General features: G+C 44.4%; 9 protein-coding genes, 5 tRNA genes and 1 rRNA gene. 8 read left to right on the top strand and 7 right to left on the bottom strand.

Features of this window, described 5'->3' with window-relative positions:
- Positions 1 to 131 precede the first annotated feature (131 nt).
- A 5S ribosomal RNA gene (gene rrf / locus R7M92_RS20660) occupies positions 132 to 248 on the top strand.
- Positions 249 to 339: 91 nt separating this feature from the next.
- On the opposite strand, the gene ilvY is transcribed toward rrf, so the two are convergent.
- Entirely contained in the window at positions 340 to 1230 is an 891-nt protein-coding gene (gene ilvY / locus R7M92_RS20655; protein WP_005379097.1) for an HTH-type transcriptional activator IlvY, read from the bottom strand.
- Positions 1231 to 1373: 143 nt separating this feature from the next.
- Between ilvY and ilvC the strand changes: the two genes are divergently transcribed.
- Complete coding sequence (gene ilvC / locus R7M92_RS20650) at positions 1374 to 2858, top strand: ketol-acid reductoisomerase (protein WP_005379098.1); 1485 nt, start codon at positions 1374 to 1376, stop codon at positions 2856 to 2858.
- Positions 2859 to 3136: 278 nt separating this feature from the next.
- Here the strand turns inward: ilvC and ubiK are convergent, their stop codons facing one another.
- The 4 genes from ubiK to R7M92_RS20630 form a co-directional block, all read right to left on the bottom strand.
- Entirely contained in the window at positions 3137 to 3388 is a 252-nt protein-coding gene (gene ubiK, locus R7M92_RS20645; RefSeq protein ID WP_005379099.1) for a ubiquinone biosynthesis accessory factor UbiK, read from the bottom strand.
- Between the two features lie 131 nt (positions 3389 to 3519).
- Positions 3520 to 6642, bottom strand: coding sequence for a multidrug efflux RND transporter permease subunit VmeD (gene vmeD / locus R7M92_RS20640; protein WP_104975727.1), 3123 nt, complete (start codon positions 6640 to 6642; stop codon positions 3520 to 3522).
- A 12-nt stretch (positions 6643 to 6654) separates the two neighbouring features.
- On the bottom strand, positions 6655 to 7758 hold the full coding sequence (locus R7M92_RS20635; RefSeq protein WP_318134123.1) for an efflux RND transporter periplasmic adaptor subunit: 1104 nt from the start codon (positions 7756 to 7758) through the stop codon (positions 6655 to 6657).
- An 18-nt stretch (positions 7759 to 7776) separates the two neighbouring features.
- Positions 7777 to 8358, bottom strand: coding sequence for a TetR/AcrR family transcriptional regulator (locus R7M92_RS20630; protein ID WP_005384254.1), 582 nt, complete (start codon positions 8356 to 8358; stop codon positions 7777 to 7779).
- A 170-nt stretch (positions 8359 to 8528) separates the two neighbouring features.
- On the opposite strand from R7M92_RS20630, the gene rep reads away from it, so the two are divergent.
- A complete protein-coding gene (gene rep, locus R7M92_RS20625; protein WP_005379104.1) occupies positions 8529 to 10544 on the top strand; it encodes a DNA helicase Rep in 2016 nt (671 codons plus the stop codon).
- Between the two features lie 73 nt (positions 10545 to 10617).
- Here rep and R7M92_RS20620 read toward each other — a convergent pair whose 3' ends face one another.
- A complete protein-coding gene (locus tag R7M92_RS20620; protein ID WP_005384252.1) occupies positions 10618 to 11031 on the bottom strand; it encodes a c-type cytochrome in 414 nt (137 codons plus the stop codon).
- A gap of 335 nt (positions 11032 to 11366) precedes the next feature.
- Here R7M92_RS20620 and R7M92_RS20615 point away from each other — a divergent pair.
- From R7M92_RS20615 to R7M92_RS20595, 5 genes are all read left to right on the top strand, one after another.
- Positions 11367 to 11443, top strand: a tRNA-Arg gene (locus R7M92_RS20615).
- 33 nt (positions 11444 to 11476) lie between these two features.
- A tRNA-His gene (locus R7M92_RS20610) sits at positions 11477 to 11552 on the top strand.
- Between the two features lie 69 nt (positions 11553 to 11621).
- Positions 11622 to 11698: transfer RNA gene (locus tag R7M92_RS20605), tRNA-Pro, on the top strand.
- Between the two features lie 47 nt (positions 11699 to 11745).
- A tRNA-His gene (locus R7M92_RS20600) sits at positions 11746 to 11821 on the top strand.
- A gap of 65 nt (positions 11822 to 11886) precedes the next feature.
- Positions 11887 to 11963: transfer RNA gene (locus R7M92_RS20595), tRNA-Pro, on the top strand.
- A 338-nt stretch (positions 11964 to 12301) separates the two neighbouring features.
- Here R7M92_RS20595 and R7M92_RS20590 read toward each other — a convergent pair.
- Complete coding sequence (locus R7M92_RS20590) at positions 12302 to 13027, bottom strand: HAD family hydrolase (RefSeq protein WP_258479428.1); 726 nt, start codon at positions 13025 to 13027, stop codon at positions 12302 to 12304.
- Positions 13028 to 13541 lie beyond the last annotated feature (514 nt).

Genomic DNA, 13541 nt, shown 5'->3' with positions numbered 1-13541 from the left:
GAGCTAACCTGTACTAATTGCCCGTGAGGCTTAACCATACAACACCCAAGGGGTTTTGATGGACTCAATGAAAGAACATTGAATGTGTAAAAACGAGAATTAAAAAACAGCTTTCCAGATTAAAGAATTTGCTTGGCGACCATAGCGTTTTGGACCCACCTGATTTCCATGCCGAACTCAGAAGTGAAACGAAATAGCGCCGATGGTAGTGTGGGGCTTCCCCATGTGAGAGTAGGACATCGCCAGGCTTTAAATTTAAGAAGCCCGCTCGAAAGAGCGGGCTTTTTTGCATCTATAGCGTTTTAAAATTAGCTCACTTTATACCTAAAAAGTGCTCATTTACGGTGCGATATATTTGCTCTCTGCAACCTTCCAAAAGGCTTTAACAAGCGGATTTTCCAACTGAGTTTTGTTGCAGCAAACACCAAGTTTAAAAGGTTTAATTGGTAAGACTTTTAAACGATTTATCTTTTCTCTTACCGGACTGTTGTTGATTACAACATCAGGTGCGATACCTACTCCACACCCCAATGCAACCATACTTACGATGGCTTCATGTCCGGAGGTTTGTGCGTAGATCTTTGGCTTTATTTTCATTTGTTTGAGCCAAGTATTGGCCCTGTCTCTTGCCGTTCCTGCTTCTGGGAGTATGAATGGAATGACCGACCAGTCTGGTTTTTCTTTTTGTAGCTCTTCAGCAAACGCACTAACCCCAACAGGTACGATGACAGAAAGTGGGATTTCACTGATCGTTTCAAATGCGATTTTATTTGGCATCTGTTCTGACTTGGCTGATATGGCAATATCGGCTTCATCTGCTAGTATTTTGTCGATCGCTTGAGCTGGATCGCCGGTTGATAGTTTGAACTCAATGAAAGGGTTCTGAATACGAAAGTCAGAGATTAGCTCCGGAAGATGGCTGTAGCTTGCAGTAACAGAACAAAAGAGACGGATTTCTCCTTTCAATTCATCCTCGGTTCCCTTCAGGTGACTCTGATACTGCTGCCATTCGCCAAGAATCTTTAAGGCAACTGGGACTAGCTTTTTACCTTGGATAGTTAAATCAACGCTACGGTTGTCGCGTAAAAACAATTGTTGGCTGGTTTCCTCCTCTAATTTTTGTATCTGTCGGCTTAAGGCTGAAGGGCTAATATGCATTGCCGCTGCGGTCTTGGCGAAACTCTTACTCTCACAGAGATGAATGAAAAGTTGCAGGCTTTTGATATTCATTAAATTTTCATTTCCATGTTGCATAAATTGCAATAACTAATTGTGAATATATCACTTTAAGCAATCTCATGTCTGTTTTAGTATGAAGTTATTCGGTAAGGCAATTACTGACCTCAATGGAAGAATCTCAAAGGAGCACCCAGATGGCTAATTATTTCAATACCCTAAACTTGCGCGAGCAGTTGGACCAATTAGGTCGTTGTCGTTTTATGGACCGCAGTGAGTTCGCTTCAGAAGCGGATTATCTGAAAGGTAAGAAAGTAGTCATTGTAGGTTGTGGTGCTCAAGGTCTTAACCAAGGTCTGAACATGCGCGACTCTGGTCTAGACGTTGCTTATGCGCTTCGCCAAGCCGCGATTGATGAGCAACGCCAGTCATTCAAAAACGCAAAAGACAACGGTTTTGAGGTAGGTAGCTACGAAACGCTAATTCCACAAGCTGATCTAGTAGTAAACCTTACTCCAGATAAGCAGCACACAAACGTTGTTGAGACGGTAATGCCGTTAATGAAAGAAGGCGCAGCACTAGGTTACTCTCACGGTTTCAACGTTGTTGAAGAAGGCATGCAAATCCGTAAAGACCTAACGGTAGTAATGGTTGCACCTAAATGTCCAGGTACGGAAGTTCGTGAAGAATACAAGCGCGGTTTCGGTGTACCGACTCTTATCGCTGTTCACCCAGAGAACGACCCAAAAGGTGAAGGTTGGGATATCGCGAAAGCTTGGGCTGCAGCAACAGGTGGTCACCGTGCAGGCTGTCTAGAGTCTTCTTTTGTTGCTGAGGTGAAATCTGACCTAATGGGTGAGCAAACTATCCTTTGTGGCATGCTACAGGCTGGCTCTATCGTATGTTACGAGAAGATGATTGCTGATGGTATCGATCCTGGCTACGCTGGTAAGCTTCTTCAATACGGTTGGGAAACCATCACTGAAGCACTGAAGTTTGGTGGTATCACTCACATGATGGATCGCCTAACTAACCCTGCAAAAGTGAAAGCATTTGAGCTTTCTGAAGAGCTAAAAGAACTGATGCGTCCGCTATACAACAAGCACATGGATGACATCATCACCGGTCACTTCTCTAGCACTATGATGGCTGACTGGGCAAACGACGATGCAAATCTACTAGGCTGGCGTGCAGAAACAGGTGAAACTGCTTTCGAAAACTACCCAGAAACTGACGTAGAAATCTCTGAGCAAGAGTACTTCGATAACGGTATCTTGATGGTTGCTATGGTTCGTGCGGGTGTTGAGCTAGCATTCGAAGCGATGACGGCATCTGGCATCATCGATGAGTCTGCTTACTACGAGTCTCTACACGAGCTGCCACTTATCGCAAACACTATCGCACGTAAGCGTTTATACGAGATGAACGTGGTTATCTCAGACACTGCGGAATACGGTAACTACCTGTTCGCTAACGTAGCAACGCCGCTTCTACGTGAGAAGTTTATGCCAGCCGTAAATACTGACGTAATTGGTAAAGGTTTAGGTGAAACGTCTAACCAAGTAGATAACGCGACTCTTATCGCTGTGAATGAAACAATCCGCAATCACCCTGTAGAGTACATCGGTGAAGAGCTACGTGGTTACATGACTGATATGAAGCGTATCGCGGTGGGCGGCTAAATTACTGGCCTTAAGGTTCCATTTTGGTGTCGAAGGTGCTCGTTTACTATCGTAAAGTCCGCGCCTTCTCCTAGAAATGAAGCCTTAATACTGCGTAATTTACTTAGTCTCAAGTAACGCAGTAGATAAACTCCAGGCAGACTGGAGTGATAAATACAAAATAAAACACAACATCTAATCAAAAGGCTTGGTCGCCGTTGACCAAGCCTTTTTGTTTTTAGCCGATTTATCTGCGCGCCGATAAGAAAAACGCTCCTTTGTGAGGAGCGCTTTGATACTTATTTTTCAGCAAGCTTTTCTTCAAGTTGCGCCAACTTCTGTTCCATTTCTGTTAGCTTTTGACGTGTACGTAGTAAAACTTGAGTTTGAACATCAAACTCTTCGCGACTTACAACATCTAGCTTGTTTAGCTGGCCTTGGATTACTTGACGAACTTTCTGATCGACATCAGAGCCCAATTCTTTTACAGGTTGAGGCATTGAGTCGTGAATCTGTTTAGCAATTTGCTCTAATTTCTTTGGGTCAAACATAGTGGCTAAAACTCCTTTTGATTTGTCCTCATTTTAAGTAAATGATACGTGAAAGTCGCCACTTAGATGGCAAAAAAGAGAGCGGCAATAAAAAAGGCCACCGAAGTGACCTTTTTGAATGCCTTAATAGCTTATCTGTTATCCGCTAATTCACGATGAGCTGCTTTCGCTTCGTCAACTCGCGCTAACTTCTCCAAGTCTTTGTCTTCAACAAATACTGGCAGAGGTTTGTGTTTTTCAGCTAGGTAGCTGTAAATCACAGGTAGTACGAATAGTGTGAACAGTGTACCGATTGCAAGGCCAGCAACGATGACGATACCGATACTGAAACGTTGCGCGGCACCTGCACCTGTTGCGTACATCAGCGGGATCAAACCTGCGATCATCGCTGCAGTGGTCATTAGGATAGGGCGAAGACGCACTTTCGCAGCTTCCATCACCGCATCAATACGAGACCGTTTATTATGTAACTGCTCTTCTTTGGCGACTTCACAGATCAAGATACCGTGCTTGGTTATTAGGCCGACCAGCGTGATCAAACCAACCTGCGAGTAGATGTTCATCGAGGCTGTACCCCAGGCCAATGCGATCAAGGCACCACAGATTGCCAGAGGTACAGATACCATGATGACAATAGGATCGCGGAGTGATTCAAATTGAATCGCCAGAACGAGGAAGATGATCGCAAGTGCAAGACCAAAGGTTGCATACAAGGCACTACCTTCCGTTACAAACTGACGAGATTCGCCCATGTAATCATGGTTATACCCTGCAGGCAGTTTGGTTTGTGCAATATTTTCAAACCAATTAACTGCATCCCCCATCGAAACACCAGGGCCTGTAACAGCACCCACAGTTGCTGAGTTTAGCTGGTTGAAGTGTGGCAAAGAGCGAGGCTCAGCCACCACATCAATGGTAATCAGACTACCTAATGGAACCGCTTTACCATCCACAGAGCGTACATAGTAGTTCTTCATCGATTCTGGGTTTAGACGCCATTTACGCTCAACCTGAGGAATTACCTCATAAGAGCGGCCATTTAGGTCGATACGGTTTACATAACCATCTGCCATCATGGTGCTGAGGGTGATACCAATGTCTTGCATAGTCACACCGTAGGCACCTGCTTTGTCTTTATCGATCTTGATCTTCATCGTTGCAGAATCATATTTCAGATCCAGATCGGAATAGACAAACATTGGACTGCTTGCTACTTCCGACAGAATGTCATTTGCAACGGTAAACAAACTTTCAAAGTTGTTTGGCGTTGTAATTACGAACTGTACAGGAAGGCCTGAACCAGCACCTGGTAGCTCCGGCATTTCGTAGGCAGCAATAGACATTCCCGGAATGCTCGAAACAAGCCCACCAACACGCTGTTTGATTTCTGCTTGGCTCGCTTCTCGTTCGCCCCATGGTTTGAGTGTAGCTAAACCAAACGCTTGATTAGAATCCGGTACACCGTTAAATACCTGAGCGTATTCCACTTCTGGTTGATCAGAGAGAATCTTATTCACATCATCCATGGTGTTTTGGATGTAGTCCAAGTTCGAATTTGATGGTGCGGTCCCTATGAGTACTACAACACCTTTATCTTCAGATGGAGCTAGCTCGCTAGGAATAAACTTGAATAGGACTGGTAAACTTGCGAATACAATTATCGCAAACACGATCACCACTGGTCGGCTAGCCATTATTGCTTTTAACATGCTTGCGTAGCGATTAGTCATGCCATCAAGTACATGGTGAACTTTTTGCTCAAACTTGCTCGGCTTCTCGTTCGCCTTCAGCATCTTTGAACACATCATTGGTGAGAGTGTCAAAGCGATGATGCCGGATACGAATACTGAACCTGCCAGTGTCAAAGCGAACTCTTTGAACAATGAACCGGTGATACCGCCCATCAATGCGATCGGCGCGTACACTGCACCTAGCGTCAATGTCATCGCGATAACTGGAACCGCAATTTCACGTGTACCAATGATTGCAGCTCGGAATGGTGATTCCCCTTCTTTGATGTGACGGTCAACGTTTTCTAGTACAACGATCGCGTCATCCACCACCAGACCGATTGCAAGCACCATCGCCAGTAGCGTCATCAAGTTCCAAGAGAAACCCATTGCCTGCATCACCATTGCCACACCAATCAATGAAAGTGGAATAGTTACGATAGGAATGATTACCGCACGGAATGAACCTAGGAACAGTGTGATAACCACAAGTACGATTACTGCTGCTTCAAGAATCGTTTTGACTACTTCGTGAATTGACTCGTTGATCGCAATCGTAGAGTCGTACATTACGTTCATTTTGATGTTACTTGGTAGGTTGCGCTCAAGCTGAGGCAACAGCTCAAGTACGTCTGCTGCAATGTTGATTGGGTTAGCGCTTGGTGCCGCGTTGATCGCCGCAACCACAGCTTCTTGACCATTAGCACTTGCGCGGTAAACGTCGTGACTCTTCTCGAGCGTTACTTTAGCGATATCACCTAGGCGGATGACATCCCCTTCACCAGTTTTCACGACCAGTGCTTCAAGTTCAGCAACGTTTGACACCTGAGTATCTGCGCTACCGTTATAAAGCACGAACTCACCTGTCGCTTGACCGGTCGCAGATTGGTAGTTGTTGGCGTTAAGAACGCTCATGACATCCGTAGCGGTCAACTTCAAAGCGCCCATTTTGGCAGGATCTAACCATACGCGCAGTGCGTACTTCATACCACCATACAGGTCAACTTTGGACACACCGTTTACAGTGAACAACTGCGGGTTGATTACACGCTCAAGGTAGTCAGTGATCTGGCTTGAAGATAACTCGTCACTCGTAAAGCCGATGTACAGTACCGCCGTTGTCGAACCTGTCGACATGGTTACGGTTGGATCTTCGGCTTCTTTTGGAAGCTGAGAACGTACTGAGTTCGTTTTCGCTAAGATATCAGCCAATGCTGCATTCGGGTCAGTATTCAACTTCATGTTGACAGTAATGGTTGATTTACCTAGTACCGATTGCGAAGTCATGTAATCAATATTATCGGCTTGCGCCACCGCTTGCTCCAATGGCTGAGTAATAAAGCCTTGGATCAAGTTGGCACTTGCACCGTAGTAACTGGTGGTCACGGTGACCACCGTATTCGTCATTTCAGGGTACTCACGAACTTGCATTTTGAACACCGCTTGCAAACCAAGCAATGCAATCAAAAAGCTGATCGATACCGCTAAAACTGGACGTTTTATAAAAACATCTGTAAAGCGCATGATGCCTCCAACTTAAAGCATTGGTGTTTCAGCAGGTGGGGTAGTTGCATCGCTTTCGACAATGCTTACTTTCGCATGGTTACTCAAACGGACTTGACCCGATGTCACTACCACATCACCTGGCTTCACGCCTTCTAGAATGTGTGCGATATCTTTAGAGCGTTCGCCAACTTTTACCACATGCTGCTTAACGCGTTTTTCGCCATCTTCTTCTGTTACGATGTAAACATTGTCGCCATATAGCGTAAATGTGATCGCGGTTTGAGGTAGAGTGACCTGATTTTCTAACTTAGGCAGAATGATGTTTGCACGCGCGAACATACCACTACGCAGTTTGCCGTCACTGTTAGGGATATCCGCTTGAACTTGAATCAAACCACTTTGTACGTTTACAGCTGGTTCAATCGCAGAAATAGACCCTTTGAAAGGTTGGTCTGGATAAGCGTCAACAAAGATATCCACTTCTTGGTCGATATTGATACGTGAAATATCGGTTTGCGGCACGGTAAAGCGTAAACGCATCACGCTGGTGTCTTCCAGGCGAACAATATCGGTACCCGCTTGTAGGTACTGACCTAGGTACACGTTACGAATACCTACTACACCATCAAATGGCGCTTTGATTTCGCGTCGGTCGATGGTCGCTTTCAAGCTTTCAATGTCCGCTTTTAAGGAGAAGTAGTTCGCTTCTGCTTCGTCATACGCTTCTTTAGAAATAGAGCCTTTTTTAAATAGCCCTTGGTAGCGTTGGTATTTCGCTTCTGCTGCTGGCAACTTGGCTTGCGAGCTCTTTAAATTCGCTTTCTCAACGTCAGAGTCAAGCAGTACTAGTGGCTGACCTGCTTTGACTTGAGTACCGGAATCAAATGCGATTTTATCGATAACACCGCTCGTTTCGTTCGCTACCGTCACGCCTTGATTTGGTTCGATAAAACCAATTGCCTCGATGACTGGTACCCAATCCACCGCTTGCACTTCAGTTACGGTTACTGGGAATGCTGGTTCAGGGCGATTGGCAAACTGCTCCATTTTGTCTTTGATATCAATTAGTCTGTATGTAACAACGCTACCAAAAAGTAATAAAACAATTGATAGCATCAAAATCCACTTTTTCATTCTATTAAGAACTCCAAGTTAGTGTTTAATAATTGCATCCCAACTGGCTTCAATAGCGGCCTCTAATGCCGTCTTATCCAGTTGATAAAATCCCAAAGCGTGTTTCCGAGCAAGTGCAACACTTGCCTCAAAACTTAATCCAGAAAGTACTTCGTTATCGAGAAGCTTGAATACTCCCTCGTCTTTACCCTGATTAAAAAGAAGATCTACTTGGGCAAACATTTGTCTCTCAAGTTCCCGAGCTTTGCTACTATTTGAACAGGGTAAAGATTCATATTGGACTCGGTTGCTGATCGCACTTAAGTTCGAGCTCGCTAGATTCCAAATATTGAGCCACATGGTTCGATAACGCTGTTTTAAAGGCATCTCTTCACTAACACCTAGTTGCACCGCAGTAGCAACACGCTTAGCAACGTTAAGGCGTAGTTCCTCTAAAAGATGTTCTTTATCTGAGAAATAACGGTAAATCGTCCCTGCTGCGACACCTGCCTCATTGGCGAGCTTTTGCATGGAAAGCCCTTGAAAGCCAGATTCAGCAATGAGTTGTTCAGCAGCGACTAAGATTTGTTCTCGTTTATCTACAGCAGGGTTATCCTTCATAATGTCACCCTTTAGTGAATGAACGTTCATTCATTATAGCTTAAATACCCGCCATTTATGCAACAGAATATTGCACTTAATAGGTGTAAAAATTACAAGAAATCAGCATAGCTTTCACGAGGCCACCCCTTTATCATAGGCGCCACATTCATCACCCGCAGAGAATTTCTATGAAGCTGAACCCTAGTCAAGATGAAGCCGTGAAATACGTGTCTGGTCCATGCCTAGTGCTAGCTGGTGCTGGCTCGGGCAAAACTCGTGTTATTACCAATAAAATCGCTTATCTGGTTCAGCAATGTGGTTACAAAGCGCGTAACATTGCGGCGGTGACGTTTACCAACAAAGCAGCACGTGAAATGAAGGAGCGTGTAGGTCAAACGTTAGGGAAAGGTGAGTCTAAAGGTTTGATGGTATCAACATTCCACACTTTAGGATTGAACATCATCAAGCGTGAGTACAAGCATTTAGGGTTGAAAGCGGGCTTCTCACTGTTTGATGACCAAGACCAGCTAGCGCTGCTCAAAGAGCTTACTGAAAAGCAGCTTGATGGTGATAAAGATCTTCTACGTCAGCTTCTGAGTTGTATTTCCAACTGGAAAAACGACATGTTGACGCCAGAGCAAGCCAAAGCGCGTGCGCAAGGTGAACAGCAACAATTGTTTGCGTTCTGTTTTGATATGTACCAAAAGCAAATGAAAGCCTATAACGCGCTTGATTTTGATGACCTAATTTTGATGCCCGTTTTACTCTTACGTAATCATGAAGACGTTCGTCAGCGTTGGCAGAATCGTATCCGTTACCTACTGGTTGACGAGTATCAAGATACCAACACGAGTCAGTATGAGCTGGTCAAATTAATTGTCGGAGAACGTGGACGATTGACGGTTGTAGGGGATGACGATCAGTCTATTTATTCATGGCGTGGTGCGAAACCTCAGAACCTCGTGTTGCTGGGTGAAGATTATCCGAATTTGCGTTTGATTAAGCTAGAGCAAAACTACCGTTCAACGAGTCGAATCCTGCGTGCGGCCAACATTTTGATAGCTAACAACCCTCACGTCTATGAGAAGTCCCTGTTCTCTGAAATTCCTGACGGTGAAAAACTCAAAGTGTTGTTGGCTAAAAATGAAGAGCACGAAGCAGAGCGCGTAACGGGTGAACTAATTGCGCATAAGTTCCTAAACCGTACCGAATATAAAGATTATGCGATTCTATATCGTGGTAACCACCAATCACGTTTGATTGAAAAGTCTCTGATGCAAAACCGTGTACCGTATAAAATTTCTGGCGGCACCTCGTTTTTTGCGCGCGCAGAGATTAAAGACATCATGGCGTATTTGCGCGTTTTGGTTAATCCGGATGACGACAATGCATTTTTGCGCATTGTGAATACTCCACGACGTGAAATTGGCCCAGTAACGTTAGAGAAGTTAGGCAGTTATGCCAATATGCGAGGGAAGAGCCTGTTTGAATCGAGCTTTGAAATGGGGCTCGAACAGCACCTAACGGGACGTGGTCTAGAAAACTTGCGTCGTTTCACCCAATGGCTAGTGGCGATTGCTGATCAAGCTGAGCGTGGTGATACCGTCGAAGCGGTTCGTTCGCTAGTTCGTGATATCCATTATGAAGATTGGCTATACGAAACTTCAGCAAGTCCGAAAGCCGCTGAAATGCGAATGAAGAACGTTTCTGACCTTTATTCATGGATAGTGGCGGACCTAGAGGGTGACAACTACGATCAAGAAGAGAAAACGTTAAAAGAAGTCGTTCAACGTTTGACCTTGCGTGACATGATGGAGCGCGGTGAAGAAGATGAAGACAGTGATGCAGTACAACTGATGACCTTGCACGCATCAAAAGGCCTTGAGTTCCCATATGTATACTTAATTGGGTCCGAAGAAGGTATTTTACCGCACCAAACCAGTATTGATGAAGATAACGTGGAAGAAGAGCGTCGCCTGATGTACGTTGGTATTACTCGAGCGCAACGTGAACTGACTTTCACTATGTGCAAAGAGCGTCGGCAGTTCGGCGAGTTGATCAAACCGACTCAAAGCCGCTTTTTGGATGAGTTGCCATTTGATGACGTTGAATGGGAAGTAAACAAAAAGCCAGTATCAGCAGAAGAGCGTATGGCGAAAGGTCAAGCACACATTGCCAATATTCGAGCAATGTTTAAGAAGTAAAGTAACCTTGTTCTCACTGACTAAAAACAAAAAGGCTTGCCAACTGGCAAGCCTTTTTCGTTGATGTCTTTACTTATAGACCTTCAATCATGTGGTCAATTGCTGCGATGATTTCATCGTCAGAACAGTCCATACAGGTCCCTTTGGCTGGCATCGCATTGAAGCCTTCTAATGCGTGCTTCACTAACGTATCTTTGCCTTGTGCAATACGTGGTGCCCAATCATCGGCATTACCTGTTTTAGGTGCGCCGTTTACACCAGATGCGTGACAAGCAATACAAAAAGTACCATAAACTGTGGCGCCATCACGTGGACCGGTTGGTTCTTCTTTCACTGGCTCAGAACCTGCTAGATAAACATCACCGACAGGTTGGATGCGTTCTGCGATCGCATCGTATTCAGTTTGGCTGATGTCAGAAGCTAAAGCTGCCGTAGAAAACGTTAAGGCAGCGAACAAAACGCTAATCATTTGTCGAGACATATCCATTAAACCCACTTCACATTCCCGAGGTAAGTGACTTACCTATTTATATAGTTAGAGTATTAATGCCGAGCAGAGAAATCATTAAATTCCACTGAATGGCATAGAATGATTAAACAACTTGGTTGCAGCTGTTAAATCAATGTAAATAATGGGTGATTATATCCCGATAACTTGTTGCAATAAACAACAAGTTATCCATGACAGGGCGTGAATCACATCAAAAATCCACTTTAACGGAAGATAACTGTCGAAAAAGAGACCAAACGATAAAAAAAGTAAAAAAAGTACTAGACGGCATAGAGTGATATCCGTATTATTCCACTCCGCCGATAGGGCATGCGCCCGTAGCTCAGTTGGATAGAGCGTTGGCCTCCGGAGCCAAAGGTCGAAGGTTCGAATCCTTTCGGGCGTACCATTGCCTCGGAGGATACATCGGTAAAAATCAGTGGTGGCTATAGCTCAGTTGGTAGAGCCCCGGATTGTGATTCCGGTTGTCGCGAGTTCAAGTCTCGTTAGCCACCCCATTCTTTCTTTTTTAGATTGAATGCGGTAGCATTGCTCCCAATCTTGATTTAATCAAGATAAAACATCGTCGGTGAATAGCGCAGCTTGGTAGCGCATCTGGTTTGGGACCAGAGGGTCGGGGGTTCGAATCCCTCTTCACCGACCACTATTTAGTTTATGGCTATATAGAGCGGTAAACAGAAAAAATTGATGGTGGCTATAGCTCAGTTGGTAGAGCCCTGGATTGTGATTCCGGTGGTCGCGAGTTCGAATCTCGTTAGCCACCCCATTAATTAATGGTGACTTCTTAGTTGAAGTGTCCTGTCTGATTTGAGAAAATCAGCAAATACAGTTCGGTGAATAGCGCAGCTTGGTAGCGCATCTGGTTTGGGACCAGAGGGTCGGGGGTTCGAATCCCTCTTCACCGACCACTATTAGAAAGCCTGCTTTTTAGCAGGCTTTCGTCGTTTTAGAGTTTATGATCTCGCTTGGACTGTATTAGTCGGTAATGTATCAATGGATTTGAACCCAAGTGGGGTTCGCCTGAAGTTAGAATTCGGCTCTTCACCGACCGCTATTTAGAGCCTCAGTCGAAAGACTGGGGCTTTTTTGCATCTCTCCTGAAAAGAATCGGCATTCCATTTCAATTTTCCCCAAAAGTGTACAGCTTTAGGGGCTTTTGACCACCTATGATCCAAATGCTTTTCGAGCTGACAAAATAAACCCCAGAGCAGTGTCTGGGGTTTTGTAGTTTTCTAATCCGCTGATTTTATTGGGCGAGTGTTTTAAGGATTTCTTTCAGTTCTACCGTTTCTTGGATTTCAAAACTTGGCGTTATATCCGTTGAGTTGCTTGCGCCTGTCGCATTCACCCACACACTCAAAATGCCCATATTGTTAGCGCCAGCAATGTCAGCAGGTAAAGAGTCGCCCACGTGTAGAGCCTCTTCTGGTTTTACTTCGACCAAGTCGAGCGCTTTTTGGAAAATACTTGTAGCAGGTTTCTCTTCTGGCTCTTCTCCTCCCACAATAATATGGTCCACCCAGTTACTCATTTGTGTCGCGTTTAATTTAGGGTGTTGAGAAAAAATCGGGCCGTTAGTGATCACGACGAGTTTGTAATGTTGACGAAGGTCGCTGAGCATTTCTTTTACACCAGGGAAGAAAGTGAACGCGCCCATACGTGCAGAGTCAAAGTAGTCTTGAGCTTGTTGAGCCTCTTTTGCAGTAATGTTGACGCCGTGCTCCGCCAAGATGTTTTGGATCAGGCCACAACGGAAGGCATTTTCATCGGGTAGCAGAGCCACAAGGTGAGGGAACTCAGCATTCAGCTTTTTGTATACACCCTGTAAGTAGCGCTGCAAAAACGCTTTTGGCTCAGTCACTTGTGGGTAGGTTTTATGAATCCAAGTTGTAAACGCTTGTCCTGCAACTTTATCGGCTTGTGACGTTGCACATAAAGTCTCGTCCATATCAAAAAAAATCGCTTTAAGCACAGGGGCTCCTTTTATTTACGGCTTGGCTTTGACACTGTTCATCTATTATCCCACTCTCAATTGTGTCGTAAAGGGTTAAAATCGGCGAGTTTTCTTATGACGTACGAATGAGGATAGCGGTACTTTCCTTTGCTTAGTCAATAAACCGCTTAAGTGGCGCATAATCTGCATTGGAGCATGATTTGTGTGGTTTTGCTGTTTTGTTCACGTTTTGACCTATCCTTTCTCTTCCTAAGTTTGGCTTTTTGTATTTGCCGACTATTTTATTAATAGTTTTTTATGTTGAAAAAACACTTTTTGCATATGATATTGTTTGTTAAATGTTAATAAATACACATGAATAATGCGGTTAATGATCTTGTTTAGCTCATGTTTACTTTTAGAGCATTTTTCTAGTTTTATTGGTGCATGACGCACAAAAATAGTGTGATATGAAAATGGTTAAATACTTGTTAATGCATTTTTATTCGCTAATTGTGCGTTTATTTAATGTTTTTTCGGCGGAATATACTTT

Origin of the sequence: Vibrio sp. Vb2880, assembly GCF_033337975.1 — a bacterium.
GTDB classification, from domain to species: Bacteria; Pseudomonadota; Gammaproteobacteria; order Enterobacterales; family Vibrionaceae; genus Vibrio; species Vibrio alginolyticus.
Note: the sequence above shows the minus strand (reverse complement) of the source record. Positions and strands in the feature narration are given on the sequence as shown.